Below are 19,814 nucleotides of genomic sequence, written 5' to 3'. Positions count from 1 at the left end.
GTGGTGTACGACGGGCCCGCTGTGAGCGTGGCGTCCTGACACAGCGACGGCCACCGCGTGATCCTTCAGAAGACCTTGCGAAGTCCGACTGAAGGAGTCACCACGATGACCGTCGACCCCAACTCTATTGACCTTCCCACGTTCATGGCCGAGCACCTGCAGCGCGCCGAGCCCGACCTTCTCCGATCGATGCTGTCCACGTTCGTGCAGGCGTTGATGTCGGCCGAGGCGGACGCGATCTGCGGCGCTCCCTACGGCGAGCGCAGCCCGGAACGGACCAACTCCCGCAACGGCTACCGGGTCCGGGACTTCGACACCCGCACCGGCACGATGGAGGTCGCGATCCCCAAGCTGCGCGAGGGGTCCTACTTCCCTGACTGGCTGCTCGAGCGCCGCCGGCGGGCCGAGCGGGCGCTGACCACGGTGGTGGCGACCTGCTACCTGCTCGGGGTCTCGACACGGCGGATGGAGAAGCTGGTCGAGACCCTCGGCATCACCCGGTTGTCGAAGTCGCAGGTCTCGGTGATGGCCAAGGAACTCGACGCCCACGTCGAGGACTTCCGGACCCGGCCCCTCGACGCCGGCCCGTACACGTTCGTGGCCGCGGACGCGTTGACGATGAAGGTCCGCGAGGGCGGCCGCGTGGTCAACACCCACGTGCTCGTCGCGACCGGCGTCAACGCTGATGGGCACCGCGAGATCCTCGGACTCGACATCTGCTCCGCGGAGTCCGAGGCCGGCTGGCTGACCCTGTTCCGCGGCCTGAACGCCCGTGGCCTGTCCGGGGTCAAGCTGGTCACCTCCGATGCCCACTCCGGGCTCGTCGCGGCCGTCGGAGCGACCTTGGAGGGCGCCAGCTGGCAGCGGTGCCGCACCCACTACGCGGCCAACCTGATGGCGATCTGCCCGAAGTCCTCCTGGCCCGGGGTGAAAGCGATGCTGCACTCGGTCTACGACCAGCCCGACGCCAAGGCCGTGCACGCCCAGTTCGACAAGCTCCTCGACACCGTGGCCGACAAGCTGCCCGAGGTCCACGACCACCTCGACGAAGCCCGGTCCGACATCCTCGCGTTCACTGCCTTCCCCAAGGAGATCTGGCGCCAGATCTGGTCCAACAACCCCAACGAAAGGCTCAACCGCGAGATCCGCCGCCGCACCGACGTCGTGGGGATCTTCCCCGACAGGACCTCCGCGATCCGCCTCATCGGCGCCGTGCTCGCCGAGCAACACGACGACTGGATCGAAGGCCGCCGCTACCTCGGACTCGACGTCCTGGCCCGCTCCCGCATGGCCCTGATCAACACCGACGAGACCACCATCGAGAAGGAGGACCTGACACCCGCCGCATTCACTGCCTAGAGTGCAGCCACCGGATCACGCGGTGGCCCCTTCATCCACCACGACCGTGGACTTGACCCCTCGTTCTCCTGCTCCAGCAGCCGCAACCGCTTACGAAGCTCGCGGTTCTCAGCAGCCTGCTCGCTCGTCGGGCCGGACGTGGCGCCGTCTTCGATGTCGGCCTTCTTCATCCACCCCGTCAAGCAGGACTCGCTGATTCCGAAGTCAGCAGCGATCTGCTTGAGGTGGACGCCTGGCTCACGGTTCCGAGCGACGCGCACGACGTCATCACGGAACTCCTGGGGATAGGGCTTGGGCACGGTGTACATCCTTCCAGCGGCACCTCTCGGCACCACAGATCAGATGTCACCTACTCGTGCAGCAGTCCCACATCATGAACGGCCGAGTGAGGTGTTCCTGTCGACCTTGAGTGAAGATCCGCTGAAGAAGCAGGCACCCTGCCCCGGACCGTCGGCGCCGGCACGGGCACGTACTCGTCGGTTCACACGGGCACGGCTGATCCCCATGGGACGATGCTGAGGTGCATACCTTCCCCCCGCCACACAGGGTGACTCCCGAGAACGAGGACCTTCGCAGTGGCTCGATCCGTGAGGCAACGGTGACGGTGTGCGTCTCCTAACCGTCAACGCAGGATCGACGTCGACCAAAGTCAGCGTCCTTGACGAGACCGGCGACGAGCAGAGCTACCACTCACTGGACGCGGCGATTGTCGACATCAATGCTTGGTCAGGAGTCGATGCCGTCGCCCACCGAGTCGTTCACGGTGGGGAACGGACCGAACCAGTCGTCATCGACGATGCGGTTCGAGTGGAACTCACCGAGCTTGCCGACCTCGCGCCGCTGCATCAAATGCCGAGTCTCGAGGCCATCGATGTCTGCCGGGGCCGCCTGCCATCGGTGCCGCACTTCGCCTGCTTCGACACCTCGTTCCACGCCACCATCCCGGTCGCGGCGCGCACCTATGCTGTCCCCCAGCGGCTGCGGGAACGCATCCGCGTCTACGGCTTCCACGGCCTCTCTCACGCGTGGGCGGGAGCCCGAGTCAGCGAACTCGCCCCTGAGGCAGAGCGAGTCCTCGTGGCTCACCTGGGCGGGGGCGGATCCCTCTGCGGACTGCTGTCCGGTCGCAGCGTAACCACCACCATGGGCTTCACCCCGCTCGACGGGCTGGTGATGGCCACCCGCAGTGGCTCGCTCGACCCGGGGGCGCTGTTGTGGTTGGCCCGGCACACGGACGAGGATCTCGACCACGTGCTGGAACGCGAGAGCGGCCTGCTCGGCCTTTGCGGCACCGCCGACATGCGTGAGGTCCTGCGCCGGGCTCAAACCGACGACACCGCTGCCGAGCTGGCCCTGGAGGTCTACGTCGGCCGCCTCGTCCGGCTGCTCGGCGGCTGCGTTGCGGACCTGGAAGGCATCGACGCGCTTGTCTTCACAGGCGGGATCGGAGAGAACTCTGCTCCGCTCCGGGCCCTCATCTGCGACCGACTCCGTTGGCTCGGGGTGAAAATCGTCGCCCACCGGGACTCTGTCGACGGATCCGAGCTCACTGCAGTTGGCGCGACCGTGCGCACCTTCCTCGTGCATGCTCGTGAAGACCGCCAGATGTTCACGGAGGTAGCGAGGAGCCTGAGAACCCTCGCCTGAGTGCCCGACGGCCAACTGACTGCCTATCACTGCGGGGCCAGCTGATCCGGAGCCATTCGGGCCAGATCTCAATCAGAGCCGAGGTCCCTCGGAAGCTGAGCCCCCAAACCCCCGGGATTCTTGCCGCGTCCAGGGTTCGTTGACGGCTGGTCACTGTCGCTCCGGGCTGAGGCTCACGGACCTCCCGTCGCCTTGATCGTTCTCCGCGGGCGTCGTCGTGGATGTCGAGTGGCTACCTCCGCTTGAGCCTGTGATTCCAGGAACGACCCCAGTTGGCCTACATGTCCATGGTGCCGTCGGCACGAGTGTGGGAGCGCATCAAGAGACGCTCACCGGCGACGATGACGACGATGCCCGCACCGGCGACGTAGAGACTCAACGCATCGTCGGCAGCCTTGACCCAGACGAATGCTGCAAGAACGACCACGTCGAGGACGATGGCGGCAATCACGATCGCCGGGTTGAAGTCGATCCGGTCGCGGAGCCTGGTGAGCAACCCCCAATGGATGGCGATGTCCATGATCAGGTAGTAGATGGCTCCAAGGGCTGCAATCCTACTCAAGTCCAACGTGGCGGCTAGTGCCATGGCGAATGCGACGGTGTAGACCGTGGCGTGGATACGCACCGTGCCGGGCATGCCGAAGTCCCGATGTGGCACCTGCTTCATGCGGGTGAGCATCGCCAGTAGCCGCGACGACGCGAAGATGCTGGCCATCACACCTGATGCTGTCGCGACAATGGCCAAACTGACCGTGAACCACACCCCGGCCCCACCGAGAGCAGGCCGAGCGGCCTCGGCCAGGCTGAAGTCCTCGGCGGCGAGGATCTCCGGCAGGCTGAGGTTGCCGGCCACGGCCGTGGCGATAGCCAAATAGACGACGGTGCATATGCCCAGCGCGATCACGATCGCTCTGCCGGTGTTGCGGTGCGGATCGACGATGTCACCGCCGCTGTTGGTGATCGTGGTGAAGCCCTTGTAGGCAAGGATCGCCAGCGCGACCGCAGCAAGGAACCCCTCAGCGGAGGTATCGAGCCCCGCTGCACTCGTCCCATTCGTGAAGTTGGCACCAGAGGCAAGCCAGAGGCCGACGACCGCGAAAACACCGAGACCGATGATCTTCACCGCCGCCATCGATCGTTGGCTGACCTCGATGGCCCGGTTGCCGGCAACGTTGACAACGAATGCGGTGGCGAGCAGCCCGATGGCGAAGACCGGCACCCACAGCGAAACTGGTTCGAGGCCGACGATCTGCAGCACGTAGGCGCCGAAGGTGCGGGCCACCAGGCTCTGGCTGATCACCATGGAGACGTACATCAAGATCGCGAACACGCCCGTCGCCGCACCCGGGCCGTACTCCTCACGGAGAAACTTGGCAACACCTCCCGAGGACGGGTAGGCGTTGGACAGCTTGACGTAGGAGTACGCACTGAGGGCGACGACCACTGCCGCAGCGACGAACGCCGCCGGGAACCAGTTGCCGGCAAGCCGGGCGGTTTGCCCGGTGAGCGCGAAGATGCCCGCGCCGATCATGACGCCGGTGCCCAGGGAAACTGCCCCGACCAGGGTCAGGCTGCCGGGCGCATCCTCCGGTGACTGGTGGTCGTCAGCGGCTCGGGGATTGGTCTGCATCACAAGTCCTCCTTCGTGGTCGGTTCGGCAGCCACTCCATCCGATCCCGTCTCAGACATGACTGGGAATAGCGGGGCGGTTCGTTGCGTGGAGATCGCGCGCCGGCCGTCCATAGCGGGCCGGTCAATGTCGGGCCAGCCGGACAATGGCGTCATGGGCTTCTCGAAGCTTGGTGGCTCTGTGCGATTCGCTGGCGTCCCCTGCTGCGACCAGGCACTGCGCGACATGCTCGTCCAGGAGCCCGACCGCGACGCTGCGAAGGCCCTGGTCTGCGGCGGAGAGCTGGGTAAGGATGTCGATACAGTCCCGGTCATCGTTGACCATTCGGGCGATGCCACGCACCTGTCCCTCAACCCGCTTGAGCCGCAGGATCAACGAGCTGCGGGCCACGCTAGTTGCGGCCATCGCTCCACTCTCCTTCTCTGACGCTGCGTCGGGCCAACTGGGTATGTCGGCCCCCGGGTGGGCGCCCTCCAGGGGGGCGCCCGGATGTCTGTTAGGCCTGCGCGTAGCGACTCGGCTCCTTCCCAAAAGCTGTGGCGCAGTGCTGTGAACAGAAGTGATACGTCGCGCCGTGGTGCTCGATGCTGACCGCCGCCCCGGCCTGCTCGATGCTCATCCCACACACTGGGTCGACGGTCGGCTCCGTCCTCGTAGGGGTGGTCGGGGGCGTTGCCTGCTCCTCCGAACGGTCGCCGCCGATCTCGACAACTGGGTCGATGCCAGCAACAACGACGTCGGCGGGTACCGACGGAGGTGTGAAGGTCCGCAGCCGGTTGGCGTTGGCCACCACCGACAGCGAGGACAGCGCCATCGCCCCCGCGGCGATGATCGGGCTGAGTACCAGCCCGAACGCGGGATACAGCACGCCCGCGGCCACGGGGATGCCGAGCCCGTTGTAGACGAAGGCGAAGACCAGGTTCTGGCGGATGTTGCGCATCGTCGCCCGAGACAGGTCGATCGCGTTCACCAAACCTGACAGAGCCCCGCTGATCAAGGTGATGTCCGACGACTCGATGGCCACGTCCGTGCCGGTGCCGATGGCGGAGCCGACATCGGCCTGCGCAAGTGCGGGTGCGTCGTTGATGCCGTCTCCGACCATCCCGACCACTCGCCCTTCGCTCTGCAGGCGCTTGACCTCGCGGGCCTTGTGCTCGGGCAGAACTTCGGCCACGACCCTGCCGATACCGACCTGGCGCGCGATCGCTGCCGCGGTGGCACGATTGTCCCCAGTCATCATCACCACGTCGATTCCCCGAGACTGCAGTGCCGCGATCGCCGCAGCGGATCCCTCCTTGAGAGTGTCAGCTACCCCGATCACCCCGGCCGGGACGCCGTCGATGGCCACCAGCATGGGGGTCTTGCCATCGGTGGCCAGCCGTTGTGAGTCCCCGGCCAACGGGTCGGCGTCGATTCCGGCTCCCTCCAGCAGGCGTCGGTTTCCCACCAGGACTGGGCGCCCGTTGATGAGCGCTCGAACGCCCTGGCCCGTGATCGAGTCGAACTCGGTGGCTGAGACCATCTCGGCGTCACGCTCTCGGGCACCGGCCACGATGGCGGCGGCGAGAGGGTGTTCCGAAGAGCGCTCGACCGCTGCGACCGCGCTCAACAACTCGTCCGCGGTGAAGCCGACGGCTGGCAGGACGTCGGTCAGCGCCGGTGTTCCCTTGGTGATGGTGCCGGTCTTGTCGAGCACGACGGTGTCGAGCTTGTGTGCGGTCTCCAGAGCCTCGGCGGAACGGATCAGGATCCCAGCCGTTGCGCCTTTGCCGGTACCCACCGTGATCGACAGCGGGGTGGCCAGCCCCAGCGCGCAGGGGCAGGCGATGATCAGCACGGACACCGCGGCGACCAACCCGAAGATGTAGACCGGGGTCGGTCCGAGAAGGAACCAGGCCACGAACGTCCAGATGGCAACCGCGATGACGGCGGGCACGAACATGCCCGAGACCCGGTCGGCCAGTCGTTGTATCGGAGCTCGGGAGCCCTGAGCCTGCCGCACCAAGTTGATGATCTGGGCGAGCATCGTCTCGGCGCCGACCTTGGTCGCGGTGTAGCGGAAGGCGCCGGTCTGGTTGATGGTCGCGCCGATGACGGTGTCACCGGCACCTTTGAGGGCCGGGAACGGCTCGCCAGTAACCATCGACTCATCGACAGCCGAGGAGCCGTCGACGACCTCACCGTCTACCGGTAGCTTCTCCCCCGGACGGACCACCACGACGTCGCCGAGTTCGACCTCCTCCACCCCGACCTCCACCTCGTGGCCGCCCCGGATGACGCGGGCGGTGCGCGGCTGGAGACCAATCAGGGTCCGGATGGCCTCACCGGTGCCGGCCTTGGCCTTGGTCTCCATGAGCCGACCCAGAAGGATCAGCGTCAGAATCACCCCGACCGCCTCGAAGTAAACTTGGCGGGCTTCTGTCGGCAAAGCGCCGGGAGCCACGGTCACCACCAGGCTGAAACCGTAGGCCGCGATCGTGCCGAGCGTGATCAGTGAGTTCATGTCTGCGCCGCGATGGGACAGGGCCAGCCAGCCCGTGCGGTGGATGGGCCAGCCCGTATAGACCATGACCGGGGTGATCAGAGCCAGTTGCAGCCAATGGTTCATCAGCAGGTCCGGGATCCAGGAGAACCCGAACAGCTCGGCCCCCATCACCGCCAGCGCCACTGGTGCGCTCAGCAGCGCGCCCCAGAGCACCCGGCGCTTGAGGTCCGCGATCTCGACGTTGCGTTCGCGCTCTTCGACGTCGTCGGTATCGGCCAGCGACGCCAGCTGCGGACTCGCCTCAGGGGCGTCGCTCTCGCCTTGACCAGTGGCTACGACCGGTTCTGCTGACCTTAGTTCACCATCGGCTACGCCGACTCGGATCTCGCCGTGCAGCATCCCCATCCCACAACGGAACTCATAGGTCCCCGCACCCAGAGGCGGCAGGTCAACGACCGTACGTTGTCCCTCCGGCAGTTCGACGTCAACGCCGAGCTCGGCGATGACCAGCCGTTCAGAACAGGCCGATGACTCCTGCCGGTCGAACACCAGGCGAATCGGCGCCGCGGGTTCGACCTCCACCGCGCTCGGGTGATACCCGCCCTGGACCAGGACCTCCTCCTCCTGAACGCTCTCACCGACCCCCAGTCCGACTCCGGCGCCGTGGTCGGCGGGCTCCGAACCCAAGAGGTCAGCACGTCCGGGTTGAACCGATTCGCCGGCGACCACGCCAAGGAGCCGGGCGTCCGGCAACAACTGGGACGTGGCCTCGTCGAGGACCCGGATCCGCCCGTGCAGCATGTTCATCCCGCAGGCGAAGCCGAAGGTGCCCGGCGTCCTCGGGATGAACTCCACGACCGTGGTCTGGTAGGCCGGGAGCAGCTGGTTCACCCCGAAGTCGGGAAAGACCACCCTCGAGGAGCAGTCACCGCTCTCCTGCCGGTCGAACAGCACACGTACCGGGACGCCTGGGGCCACCTCGATGACATCGGGACTGTAGCCGCCCCTGACAGTGACTCGAACCTCCTGGACGCCCTCGCGAAGAGCTGCCTGACGCGACTTCTTCGGGCCGAAGAAGAACCAGGCCAGCACGCCCGTCAGCACTACCGCGGCAGCAACGACGACGATCTCGATCCCACTCACAACTACCTCCCTCGTCTTTGCCCCGCCGTCAACTTTCGACTCCCGGGACGCGAACCTCGTCTTAGGTCTGCAACGGGGCTGACACACCCCTGGAGGGTACATCTCATCTCAGCGCCCGAACGTGAAGGTGGCCCCCCTCAACGAGTGAAGGTCGAGTAAAGCCCTCGGGGCTTGCTGTCAGCCGGTCACCGCTACCAGCACCAGCACCAACACCAACACCAACACCAACAGGTTGAGCCCCGGTCAGCGTGCGGACCGTTCGCGTGCGCGTTGTCGTACACGATCCAGGGCGAGCATGATCCGCGCGGCGGCGGCCACGGATCCGATCAGGACCAGACCGCTCACGGCGACACCCAGCCCGATCATGGGGCCGGGTGTGGCTGCAAGGGCTGCGCTCATGGCTCCGCCGGCCAGGACAGCGACCCCGAGGAGGATCCAGAACCGGCGGTGCGCCCGACCTACTGGTCCACTCGCCACTGGGTCCGCGCGCCTGATCACGAGGGTGAACTACATCCCAAGATGCTGCTGGGTCGGGGTGACGGCCATCAGCACGGTCAGGGCGACCACGACGAGCAGGATCACTAGGGCGATGGTCATGGACACCGGGCGCTTGCGCCAGTAGCGGTTGGGGTTGCGATCAACGAACGGCAGGATCACCAGGAGGGCGAAGAAGATCAGTTCGCCGTAGAGGATCCCGGGCAGGCCGATCCAGTTCTCCAGGGTGAACATCCACCAGAAGTTCCAGGGTGGTCTGGTGACCTCGATGCCGGCGACCGGCGGCGGCCCTATTGTCGGTGGCACCAGAACCGCAAGGACACCTAGGAGACCCAGCAGCACTGTCCCGAAGGCGGCGATCCTGCGCAGGTGATGGGTGAACGGCTCCGTCGGCTCATCCTCCGGCGCTTGGTTGCCGGAATCATCGGTGGGTAGCGAGGGGTGCGGTGAGATCTTGTGCTTCTTGACCAGCAGGGCGTGCAACGTCGCGAGCACGAGGATCAGGCCGGGCACGATGACCACGTGCGCGGCGTACAACCGGACCAGGATCGAGATTTGACCAGCTAAATCGGGGGAGAACCACCAGCCGGCACCGCCGAGCAGTTTGCCGATCTCAAGGTTGGGGGCCTGACCCCGGTTCGTGGACACGCTGAATCCAGCATCTGCTGCTGGGGAAGCGAGATGATCCGAGAACTATGGCCAGGAAGAACTACTCCGAGGAGTTCCGTCGTCAGGCCGTCGACTTGTACGAGTCCACGCCGGGGGCCACGGTCCGCGGTATCGCTGAGGAGCTGGGCATCGTGCGGGGCACGCTGCGCCACTGGCTCGATGCGTACGGGACCGGCAAGAAGACCGCTGCTGACGGGACGCTGACCTCCAGCCCGCTGCAGTCCAAGACCACCACGTCGACCGCACCAGAGTCAGGGAACGAGACCCCTGAGCAGAAGGTCGCCCGGCTCGAAGCCCGAGTGCGTGAGCTGGAGGTCGAGACGACGAAGCTCACGACCGAGCGGGAGATTCTCCAGCGGGCGGCCAAGTATTTCGCCGGGGAGACGCGCTGGTGAGTCGCTTCCAGTTCGTCGCAGACAACTCCGCCACCTTCGAGGTGAAGCGACTGTGCGAGCTCGTCGAGATCGAGCGCTCGTCCTACTACGCCTGGCTCAAGGCCGCCCCCGCACGCCAGGAGCGCGCCCGCGCCGATGCCGAGCTCGCGACGCGGATCAGGGCGGCCCACGCCGAGGACAAGACCTGCGGGGCGCCACGGATTACCGCTGAGCTCAACGACAACGCGCCTGGCGGTGAGCGCGTGAACCACAAGCGCGTGGCCAGGGTGATGCGGCTCGAGGGCATCCGTGGCTACGTGAAGAAGCGTCGGGTGCGGACCACGACCCCCGAGCCGTCGGGCCAGAAGTACCCCGACCTCCTCAAGCGCGACTTCACCGCCCCAGCCCCGAACCAGCGCTACGTCGGGGACATCACCTACCTGCCGCTGGCCGACGGGACGAACCTGTACCTGGACACCGTGATCGACTGCTACTCCCGTCGCCTCGCCGGCTGGGCGGTCGCCGACCACATGCGCACCGAACTCGTCGAGGACGCCCTCAAGGCCGCCGCCGCGACCCGGGGCAGCCTCAAGGGCGCCGTGTTTCACAGCGACCACGGGTCGGTCTACTGCTCGAAGGACTACGCCAAGCTCTGCGAGAAGCTCGGCGTCACCCAGTCCATGGGCGCCGTTGGCTCCTCGGCCGACAACGCGCTCGCTGAGTCGTTCAACGCCACGATGAAGCGCGAGGTTCTCCAAGACGCCGCGTGCTGGAGCGACGAGCTGACCTGTCGTCGGCAGGTCTTCAGGTGGCTCGTTCGCTACAACACCCGCCGGCGTCACACCTGGTGCGGCTACTTATCCCCCTCCACCTACGAGGACCGCCGCGCCGCTACGCTGCCAACCGCTGCGTAATCACACCCCGTGTCCACGAACCGGGGGTAGGGCCCAACCACCACCCGCTGGCCTGCCGGCACAGTCAGGATCGTGCCTCCTACCCGGATCCGGACCTGCGGGTTGGTGGCACATCGGTCGGTCTGCACTTCCACCCGGTCCGGGGTGACCACCACCCGCAGCCGTTGGCCTCGATGGACCAGGGTGAAGCGCGCCGACCGCAACCCGTCGGGCAGGTGTGGGTCGAACACCACCTCATCGCCCTCGATGCGCACCCCGGCGAAGGCGCGGGTGATGATGTCGATGGACCCGGCCATCGCCCCAAGGTGGATCCCTTCCCGGGTGGTGCCGCCCTGGGTGTCGTCCAGGTCGGCGGCCAGCGCCTCGCGAAAGGTCTGCCAGCCCCGGGCGGGGTCCATGCGCGCCAGGACCGAGGCGTGCACCACCCGGCTCAGGGTGGAGCCGTGCGCGGTCCGTGCCAGGTAGTAGTCCACAGTGTCGCCGACCAGGCCGGGATCGGTCGGGTAGCCCAGTCGGCGGAGCATCTCGGCGAGCCCGTCGGGGCCGAACAGGTAGGCGAGCATGAGGACGTCGGCCTGCTTGGCGAGCTTGTACCGGTTGGTGGTGTCTCCCTCGGCCTCGAGAATCAGGTCGAGCCGGCCGATGTTGCCGTAGGTCTCCCGATAGTGGTCCCAGTCCAGCTCGGCCAGGGCTTCGTAGCCGGCGAACTGGCTGATCACCCCCTCGTGGAAAGGCACGGTGAGGCGGCGACTCAGGTGCTCCCACCGGTCCGGCTCGTCGGGCCGGATGTTCAGCCGGGTGCGCAGCTCGTCGCAGTCGTGCCCGGCCGTCAGGTCCAGAACGTCCACGGCGCGCCGGCAGACCCAGGCGGTGAGCACGTTGGTGTAGGCGTTGTCCCGCAGTCCCTGGCCGGGGGTGTCGGGGTAGCCGTCGTGGTACTCGTCGGGGCCCATCACCCCATCGATGTGGTAGCGGTCTTCGTCACCGTCGTAGGTGGCCAGGCTGGTGAACAGCCGGGCCACCTCGATGACCAGGTCGGCGCCGCGGTGGGCCAGCCAGGCGACGTCACCGGTGGTCTGGTAGTACTGCCAGGCGTTGTAGGCGACCGCGAGCCCGACGTGACGTTGGCGCCGGGAGTTGTCGGGCATCCACCGACCCGAGCGCAGGTTGTACAGCTGACTGGGGGTCTCCTCCCGGCCGTCGCTGCCGCTCTGCCAGGGGAACATCGCGCCGGCGAGCCCTCCGGCGGTGGCGGCGCGGCGGGCCGCATCGAGACGTCGATGCCGGTAGTCGAGCAGCGCCCGGGTGACCCAGGGCAGGTGCGTGGTGAGCACCGGCAGCACGAACAGCTCGTCCCAGAACACGTGCCCGCGGTAGCCCTCCCCGTGCAGGCCCCGGGCCGGCACCCCGGCGTCGAGGTCGACGGTATGAGGGGACAGTGACTGCAGCAGGTGGAACAGGTGCAGATTCAGCGTCAGCTGGGTCTGCCGGTCCGCGTCCAGCTCGATGGCGAACCGGTCCCAGAGTTGCTGCCAGGCCGCCTCATGGGCGGGCAGCAGGTCGCCAAGCCCGCCCGGGACCCAGGCCAGCTCCTGCAGCGCCGCAAGCCGGGGCGAGGAGATCGCCCGGTCCCGGGAGGTGAAGACGGCCACTGTCTTGTCCACCGTGACCGGCACCCCGTCCTCCAGCGCCAGCTCGAACCGGCGCCCCGACACCTCCTCCTTCGCGGTGCCTGAACTAGTGGCCTCGGTGCCGGTCACAGCGGTTCCGTTCACCATGGTTCGGGCGGCGATCGCAAGGCGGACCCGGCTCTGGGTGGTCTCGACATCCACCAGCAACGTGCTCGGATCTACCTCCTCGGTGGAGACTGTGCGCAGGTGCTGGTCGGCCAGCGGCCGGTACTCCGCGACGTTGCGGTTGTTTACGCCGGCGTCGATGCTGCTGGCGATGGTCACCGTGCCGCTCCAGCCGTCGGCGACCAGGGTGGTCTCCAGTGCGGCCAGGTGTGGGCGGGCCATCGACACCAGCCGGCGCTGGGTCAGCCTTAGCCGCCGACCGGCGGGGTCGGTGAGCACCGCATGCCGGGTCAGCACACCGCGACGCAGGTCCAGCTCCCGACACTCGGCGGACACCACTAACCCACCCTGGGACCACCACGGGTCCTCGCCGGTGCGCACGTCCAGGCACAGCCAGTTCGGGGCGTTCACGAGGTGCTCGTCCTCCACCTCCCGGTCGTGCACGGTGGAGGTGAGCCGGTTGTAGACCCCGGCCAGGTAGGTGCCCGGGTAGTGCACGCCGTCCGCGGCTCGCTCGGGGGCCGCACCTCGGGTGCCGAGGTAGCCGTTGCCGAGCGTGGTCAGCGCTTCTCGGTGTCCTTCGTGTGCGGGGTCGAACCCCTGGTAGACCAGGAGCCACGGGTCGGCTCGTAGTGCGCCGAGGTCCAGCTGGGAGACGTCCTCGACCACCAGGTCGGCGCCGGCGGCTTCCAGCGCCTCCCGGTGCCCGGACCGGTCCACCCCCACCACCAGCCCGAAGCCGCCGCGGCGGGCCGCCTGCACCCCGGCGACTGCGTCCTCGACCACCGCGGCCCTGCCCGGGGCCACTCCGAGGCGGCGGGCGGCCTCGACGAAGGTGGCCGGGTCCGGTTTGCCCGGGAGCGCGGACTCGGCGGCGGACTCCCCGTCCACCACGACATCGAACACCCGGTCGAGGTCGGCGGCGGCGAGCAACGCCTCCGCGTTGCGGCTGGCGGTGACCAGGGCGACCGGCACTCCGCCGGCCCGCAGCCTGTGCAGCAGCTCCACGGTGCCGGCGAACACCCGTACCCCGTGCTCGGCGAGAAGCTCGCGGTAGATCTCGTTCTTCCGGGCGGCCAGGCCGTGCACGGTCCAGCTTCCCGGCGGGTCCTGCGGGGTCCCGGCGGGGAGGTCGATGTCGCGGGCGGCGAGGAAGGCCGCGACCCCGTCCTCCCGGGACCGCCCGTCCACGTAGCGGCGGTAGTCGGCGTCCGTGTCGAAGGGCCGCGGCGTACCTCCGGTGCCTGTCCTGGCCCGGTCGTCGCCCAGTACCGCGTCGAACAGCCGCTTCCACGCCTTCGCGTGGATCGCGGCGGTGTCGGTGACCACGCCGTCCATGTCGAAGATCACCGCGTCCTGCGGCGGCATGGCACCGGTGGGCGTCGGGCCGGTCGCCTCGGGTGTCGGTAGCGGGTTGGTCATCTCTTCTCCACCTCTGAAGGTGCGTCGGTGTGGTCAAGGGGAACCGGCTGGACGTGACTCGGCGACGGTCGCAGGATGGCCCCCAGGGCCACCAGCACCGTGAACAGCCCGACCGCGGTCCACCCGTCCGGTCGCTCCCTCAGCAGGAGCGCGGCGAGGGCGATGCCGACCACGGGGGTCAGGAACGTCCAGGCGCTCAGCAGGTCCAGCCGGGCACGCTGGACCTCCGTGAACCACACCACGAACGCAGCAGCCGTGCCGACCAGGGACAAGAACGCCAGCACGACCACGAACCGCGGCGTCCACGCGATGACCGGGGCACCCTCCACCACGGCGGCGAGCACCGCGCCGGCTACACCGCCGATCACGAAGTGCCAGCCGGTGACCACGATCACATCCAGCCCACCCAGCCGGCGGGACAGCAGCGTTCCGGCCGTGATCGCCGTCGCCGCCGTCAGCGACATCAGCGCTCCGTCCCCGCCACCTCCCGGCACCGCGACCAGGACCAGGCCGGCGAAGCCGACCACCAGCGCGATCACGGTCCGCCGCGACAGCGCCTCCCCGTACAGCCACCATGCCGGCAGCACGATGAGCAGCGGCTGCGCGTTCGCCAGCACCGCGGCGGTGCCCGTGGCTGCCCCCGCGACACCGACGAACATCGCCGCGAACGCGATCGTGCCGTTGACCAGGCCCAGCAGGGTGATCTGTCCCCAGGCCCGGAGCCCCGGCGGTGCTGGACGCCGCTGGGCGGCGGCGAGCAGCAGCAGCGCTATTCCGGCCACCAGCCCGCGCAGGGCGGCGAACCACAGCACCGGCGCGTCCCGTAGCCCCCACTCGATGGCCACGAAGCACGAACCCCACGCAGCGGTGACCAGCAGCATCCGTCTCGGCCGGGGCCGCCCCGGCGCACCGGGTACGGGTTCGGCGAGCGGGTTGGTGGTGCTCGAGGCAGGCATGGTCGGATCGTGGTCAGCGGCTGCTGGCGCGTGCCGGCTCTCGGCGGTCCGGCGCATCGGCCGCACCAGCCGGCGGCGTCGACGGCAGCCGGAGCCGGCTCGGGTGCAGTGCGTCGACCGCGATGATGATCGAGAGCCCAGGCATCGAAGTGGGGCTGCGCCATTTCTTGGTCCTCATGCGCCGGTGACCGCCTGGTCCAGAACGGGGAGGAACTCCCGGCGCATGCCCAGAGCCTGGTCGGTCATCGCGATCGAGGTCGGGCCGTCGGGCACGCTGCCGGTCAACGCCCGGATCGCGTCGATGGTCTCGGGGACCACGATCGCTTCGTTGTAGACCTGGTAGGTCAAGAACGCCTCATCGTCCTGCACGGCCAAGACGTCCTCCCAGACCGCGACCTCCCACATGTCGCCGCGGGGCCGTCCGAGATCTCGCATCAGTTCGACGGTGGTGTTCAGTGCGGCCAGTCCGTCCGTCATCTTGATGAACGCAATCCGGGGCGCGGCCCGCAACGCCTCGAGCACCTCCTCCCGGCTGGCCGGACGGGTCAGCTGCAGGGTCCAGTAGTGGTTGTGGGTCTGGGTGTGCGCGGCCTTCGCGGCCATCGTCACCACGTCCAGGTCCGGTCGCACGGTGAGTGCGTCCGGGCCCTGATGGGAAGGAATGGAGGCCTCGGGCACCACGGTGTTCATCACCCCGCCCAGGTGGGACTCCCCCGGGTCGGTGGCCCGCCGGATCAGCACGCCACGCGCCCGGGCCAGCAGGCCGGCGTCCTGCAACGCTCCCAGCACCCGCACCACGCTGGTGGTGTTGCACGACACCACCCGGGTCATGTCGCGCCCGACCGCGCTGGCGTAGTTGGCCTGCGCCACGAAGGAGTGCCCGGTGGTGGCGTGAGCCTCACCGCCCTGGAACACCGCCTTGACTCCGGCCGCCCGGTAGGTCGCCAGGTTGGTCGCGGCGACCCTCTTCGGGGTCGTGTCCACCACCACGTCGACGACCCCGAGCAAGTCCTCCAGGCTCCCGGCCACGGGTACACCGGCGGCACGCATCGCGGCCTCGCCCTGACCGGTCGCCGCGAACACCGCGATGCCCTGCCCGACCGCGGTGCGGATCCGCCAGTCCCCGATCACGTCGGCGACGCCGACCAGCACCATGTCCGGCATGGCGCGGACCGCGTCGACGACCCGTTTGCCGATCACCCCGTAGCCGTTGACCGCGACGCGAATCATGTTCTCAGTCATGGGACTTCTCCTTCTTCTGATCGGTTGGTGTGCGGGTACCGCTGGGGTTGGTGGAGCGGCGCTGAGCTCAGGTGCCGGTGCCGCTAGCTCCGGACAAGCCGGCCGATCGCCGCCGAGGCCTCCTTGAGCTTGTCCTCGCGCTCCGCGCCGCCGGCTCTCGCCGCGTCGAGCAGGCAGTACTCGATGTGGTCCTCCAACAGCAGCAGCGCCACACACTGCAGGGCACGTGACGCCGCGGACACTTGGGTGAGGATGTCGATGCAGTACGTGTCCTCTGCCACCAGCCGGGAGATCCCCCGCACCTGACCCTCGATCCGGCTCAGCCGGTTGATCAGCTCCCGCTGCGCGCTGTCACCCGTCATGGCAGCTCTCCTCCCACCCGGCGTGCACCACACCCGCAGACGTCCGCGGGTGTCGATGGGCCGTACCCGGGTGCGGTATGTCTTGTGCCTGCCAGATAACCGTGGTCCGGTGAAGGGCTTGCCGTGGCACCGGTGAAGGTTCGATGAAGAACCGGCCGCAGCTCGGCCATGCCGTCATGGAAACACCGGGGTGACGGCAGCCAGCCCGGGGATCTTCACAAGAGGTACATCGGATCCTCGCAGCGGCTTCGCACAACCGCTGCACGCTGGAGGGCAATCGGCCGCCGCCCGGCGGAACCGAGCAGCTACCGGGGTCGGCCCACCGCCGGCGACCGTCAGATGAAGGAGAGGCAACCATGTTCGTCGCAACGATCCGCTTCCCAGCAGTCCCCCAGGAGCGAGTCCAGTCGTTCCTCGACTGGTTCACCTGGTCCAACGACGTCCTGCGTGGCACCGCGGGTCTGCGGCAACGGCGGCTGCTCCGCGGTGCCGGGGACTCCTTCGCCGCCCTCGTCGAACACGAGAGCGCCGAGACCTTCGCCCAGATGCACCGCAGCGAGGAAGCCACCCGCATCCAGGCCCGGCTCGCCACGATCCTCGACGAACGGCCGCAGGCCGCGACATTCGAGGTAGCGGCCGAGCTCGTGCCGGACAGCTCCCACTGCTGTGACAGCACAGACGGTGAGCCTCCGGTGACCCCTCTGGACCGAGCCCCTCCGCCACCACATCGACCGCGGCTGGGTGCTGCGCCTAGCCGTGACCCGGCAGGAGCCGTGGTGCACCTCGGATCGGCCCCGACGATGCGCTCGACCGGGTCGATGTGGCTGGATTGGTCGCTGTCGGCGAAGATCAAGGCTCCGGCTCCTCCAGCGGGTTCGGGCCGCTTGTCGATGGGCCCGCGTGGCCGGTCCACTGCCAGTTCCGGACTTCAGGCATGTCCTGGCCGTGGGTGCGGATGTACTGCCGGTGCTCGATCAGCTTCCTGTGCAGGGCCTCGCGGGCGTGGGCGGAGACCGCGTGAAGTCGGGGCACCCGGTCGAGCACGTCGATGGCGAGGTGGAAACGGTCGATCCGGTTGAGCACGCACATGTCGAACGGGGTGGTGGTGGTTCCCTCCTCGACATACCCGCGGACGGCGAGGTTCTGGTGGTTGGTCCGTCGGTAGGTCAGGCGGTGGATCAGCCACGGGTAGCCGTGATAGGCGAAAACCACTGGCGTGTCGGTGGTGAACAGCGAGTCGAACTCCGGGTCGGTCAGCCCGTGCGGGTGATCCCGCTTGTCTTGTAGGCGCATCAGGTCCACCACGTTGACCACCCGGAGGCGCAGGTCCGGGAAGTACCCGAGGAGGATCTGCGCCGCGGCGAGGGTCTCCATCGTCGGCACGTCACCGGCGCAAGCCAGGACCACGTCGGGCTCCTTCCCGGCATCGGTACTGGCCCACTGCCAGATCCCGATCCCCTTCGTGGCGTGCACGATGGCGTCCTGCATCGACAGGTACTGCAGCTGCGGCTGCTTGCCGGCCACGATCACGTTCACGTACTGCCTGCTGCGCAGGCAGTGATCGGCCACCGACAGCAGGGTGTTCGCGTCCGGGGGCAGATAGACCCGGATGACCTGCGCTCCCTTGTTGACCACGTGGTCGATGAAGCCGGGATCCTGATGGGAGAAGCCGTTGTGGTCCTGGCGCCACACGTGCGAGGTCAGCAGGTAGTTCAACGAGGCGACCGGGCGGCGCCACGCGATGTCGTCGGTGACCTTCAACCACTTGGCGTGCTGGTTGAACATCGAGTCGACGATGTGGATGAACGCCTCGTAGCAGGAGAAGAACCCGTGCCGGCCGGTGAGCAGATAGCCCTCCAGCCATCCCTGGCAGGTGTGCTCGGACAGGATCTCCATGACCCGGCCGTCGGGGGCCAGGCCCACGTCCTCGGGCAGGATCGGCGCCATCCAGGCCCGGTCGGTCGCCTCCAGCACGGCGCCCAACCGGTTGGAGTTGTTCTCATCCGGGGCGAACACCCGAAAGTTGGTCATGTTGTTGCCCATGACGTCGCGGAGGAAGGTGCCCAGCACCCGGGTGGACTCCACCGTCCCGGTTCCGGGATGATCGACCGGGACGGCGTAGTCGCGGAAGTCGGGCATCCGCAGGGCCTGTAGCAGCAGCCCGCCGTTGGCGTGCGGGTTGGCGCTCATCCGGCGTTCCCCGGCCGGGTGCAGGTTGCGGATGCTCGCCACCGGTGCGCCGTCCTGGTCGAACAGCTCCTCGGGCCGGTAGCTGCGCAGCCACTCCTCGAGCACGGCACGGTGGGCATCGTCCTCCCGCGCGTTGGCGAAGGGCACCTGGTGGGAGCGCCAGAACCCCTCCACCTTCAGCCCGTCGACCTCCTTGGGTCCGGTCCAGCCCTTCGGGGAGACCAGCACGATCATCGGCCAGCGTGGCCGCTGGGTTCGCCCCTCCTCGCGGGCCAGGCGGCGGATCTCGGTGATCTCGTCCAGGCAACGATCGAGGGTGGCGGCGAAGTCCTGGTGCATCTGCTCGGGATCGGCGCCCTCGACGTAGTACGGGGTATGCCCGTAGCCACGCAGCAGCCCGTCGAGCTCGTCGCGCTCGATCCGGCCCAGCACCGTGGGATTGGCGATCTTGTACCCGTTCAGGTGCAGGATCGGCAGCACCGCCCCGTCGCGGGCCGGGTCGACAAACTTGGTCGAGTGCCAACTGGCGGCCAGCGGACCGGTCTCCGCCTCCCCGTCACCGACGACCGCGGCCACGATCAGGTCGGGGTTGTCGAAGGCCGCGCCGTACGCGTGGGACAGCGCGTAGCCCAGCTCACCCCCCTCGTGGATCGAGCCCGGCGTCTCCGGGGCCACGTGACTCGGGATCCCGCCGGGAAAGGAAAACTGAGTGAACAGCCGGCGCATCCCCGCCTCGTCCCGGGACACGTCGGTGTAGATCTCGCTGTAGGTGCCCTCCAGCCACGCTGCCGCGACCGGACCAGGACCGCCATGCCCCGGCCCCATGACGTACATCATGTCCAAGTCGCGGGCCATGATCGCGCGGTTGAGATGCGCGTAGATGAAGTTCAGCCCCGGCGTCGTGCCCCAATGGCCCAGCAGCCGCGGCTTCACATGCTCATCCCGCAGCGGCTCGCGCAGCAGCGGGTTGTCCATCAGGTAGATCTGACCGACCGCGAGGTAGTTCGCCGCCCGCCACCAGGCGTCGATGCGGGCGAGCTCCTCGTCGCTCAGGGTCCCCGCAGCACGAGTGGTGGCGGGTTGCTGGTTGGTCGTCATCGGGTTAGCCCCCCTGTGTAGGTGGTGCGGGT

14 protein-coding genes are annotated in these 19,814 nt (G+C 68.1%); 3 read left to right on the top strand and 11 right to left on the bottom strand.

The annotated features are described in order from the left end of the window. Positions 1–105 precede the first annotated feature (105 nt). The gene (locus JOE61_RS17220) at positions 106–1,359 is read left to right on the top strand and encodes an IS256 family transposase (RefSeq protein ID WP_193670817.1); all 1,254 of its coding nucleotides are present in this window, start codon (positions 106–108) and stop codon (positions 1,357–1,359) included. On the opposite strand, the gene JOE61_RS17215 is transcribed toward JOE61_RS17220, so the two are convergent. Next, a complete protein-coding gene (locus JOE61_RS17215; protein ID WP_204797282.1) occupies positions 1,356–1,658 on the bottom strand; it encodes a transposase in 303 nt (100 codons plus the stop codon). The genes JOE61_RS17220 and JOE61_RS17215 overlap by 4 nt on opposite strands. A gap of 307 nt (positions 1,659–1,965) precedes the next feature. On the opposite strand from JOE61_RS17215, the gene JOE61_RS17210 reads away from it, so the two are divergent. Continuing rightward, positions 1,966–3,006: an acetate/propionate family kinase gene (locus JOE61_RS17210; RefSeq protein WP_193670818.1), complete on the top strand. Its 1,041-nt coding sequence runs from the start codon at positions 1,966–1,968 to the stop codon at positions 3,004–3,006. 277 nt (positions 3,007–3,283) lie between these two features. Here the strand turns inward: JOE61_RS17210 and JOE61_RS17205 are convergent, their stop codons facing one another. The 4 genes from JOE61_RS17205 to JOE61_RS17185 all read right to left on the bottom strand — a co-directional run bounded on the left by JOE61_RS17205 (position 3,284) and on the right by JOE61_RS17185 (position 9,407). Beyond that, on the bottom strand, positions 3,284–4,636 hold the full coding sequence (locus JOE61_RS17205; protein WP_193670819.1) for an APC family permease: 1,353 nt from the start codon (positions 4,634–4,636) through the stop codon (positions 3,284–3,286). Between the two features lie 123 nt (positions 4,637–4,759). After that, positions 4,760–5,041 carry a metal-sensitive transcriptional regulator gene (locus tag JOE61_RS17200; protein ID WP_193670820.1) on the bottom strand — a complete coding sequence of 94 codons (282 nt, stop codon included), beginning with the start codon at positions 5,039–5,041 and terminating at the stop codon, positions 4,760–4,762. A gap of 91 nt (positions 5,042–5,132) precedes the next feature. Beyond that, positions 5,133–8,264 carry a heavy metal translocating P-type ATPase gene (locus JOE61_RS17195; RefSeq protein ID WP_307823077.1) on the bottom strand — a complete coding sequence of 1,044 codons (3,132 nt, stop codon included), beginning with the start codon at positions 8,262–8,264 and terminating at the stop codon, positions 5,133–5,135. A 507-nt stretch (positions 8,265–8,771) separates the two neighbouring features. Then, positions 8,772–9,407 (bottom strand): cytochrome b N-terminal domain-containing protein, encoded by a 636-nt coding sequence (locus tag JOE61_RS17185; RefSeq protein ID WP_193670821.1) that lies wholly within the window; start codon positions 9,405–9,407, stop codon positions 8,772–8,774. A 47-nt stretch (positions 9,408–9,454) separates the two neighbouring features. On the opposite strand from JOE61_RS17185, the gene JOE61_RS17180 reads away from it, so the two are divergent. After that, a protein-coding gene (locus tag JOE61_RS17180) for an IS3 family transposase (RefSeq protein ID WP_193670822.1) occupies positions 9,455–10,716 on the top strand; the annotation gives its coding sequence in 2 pieces (ribosomal slippage) (positions 9,455–9,803 and positions 9,803–10,716; 1,263 coding nt in all). Here the strand turns inward: JOE61_RS17180 and JOE61_RS17175 are convergent. The 6 genes from JOE61_RS17175 to JOE61_RS17150 all read right to left on the bottom strand — a co-directional run bounded on the left by JOE61_RS17175 (position 10,674) and on the right by JOE61_RS17150 (position 19,782). Next, positions 10,674–13,880, bottom strand: coding sequence for a beta-phosphoglucomutase family hydrolase (locus tag JOE61_RS17175; RefSeq protein WP_227492314.1), 3,207 nt, complete (start codon positions 13,878–13,880; stop codon positions 10,674–10,676). The genes JOE61_RS17180 and JOE61_RS17175 overlap by 43 nt on opposite strands. A gap of 50 nt (positions 13,881–13,930) precedes the next feature. Continuing rightward, positions 13,931–14,815, bottom strand: coding sequence for a DMT family transporter (locus JOE61_RS17170; RefSeq protein ID WP_227492309.1), 885 nt, complete (start codon positions 14,813–14,815; stop codon positions 13,931–13,933). A 249-nt stretch (positions 14,816–15,064) separates the two neighbouring features. Beyond that, a complete protein-coding gene (locus JOE61_RS17165) occupies positions 15,065–16,132 on the bottom strand; it encodes a type II glyceraldehyde-3-phosphate dehydrogenase (protein ID WP_193670824.1) in 1,068 nt (355 codons plus the stop codon). 83 nt (positions 16,133–16,215) lie between these two features. Next, positions 16,216–16,494 carry a metal-sensitive transcriptional regulator gene (locus tag JOE61_RS17160; protein WP_193670825.1) on the bottom strand — a complete coding sequence of 93 codons (279 nt, stop codon included), beginning with the start codon at positions 16,492–16,494 and terminating at the stop codon, positions 16,216–16,218. Between the two features lie 335 nt (positions 16,495–16,829). Further along, complete coding sequence (locus JOE61_RS17155) at positions 16,830–17,156, bottom strand: hypothetical protein (protein WP_193670826.1); 327 nt, start codon at positions 17,154–17,156, stop codon at positions 16,830–16,832. 187 nt (positions 17,157–17,343) lie between these two features. Continuing rightward, positions 17,344–19,782: a phosphoketolase family protein gene (locus JOE61_RS17150; protein WP_193670827.1), complete on the bottom strand. Its 2,439-nt coding sequence runs from the start codon at positions 19,780–19,782 to the stop codon at positions 17,344–17,346. Positions 19,783–19,814 lie beyond the last annotated feature (32 nt).

Source organism: Nocardioides salarius (genome assembly GCF_016907435.1).
Taxonomy (GTDB): domain Bacteria; phylum Actinomycetota; class Actinomycetes; order Propionibacteriales; family Nocardioidaceae; genus Nocardioides; species Nocardioides salarius.
The sequence above is the reverse complement of the archived record's forward strand: the minus strand, read 5'-3'. Positions and strand labels throughout refer to the sequence as shown.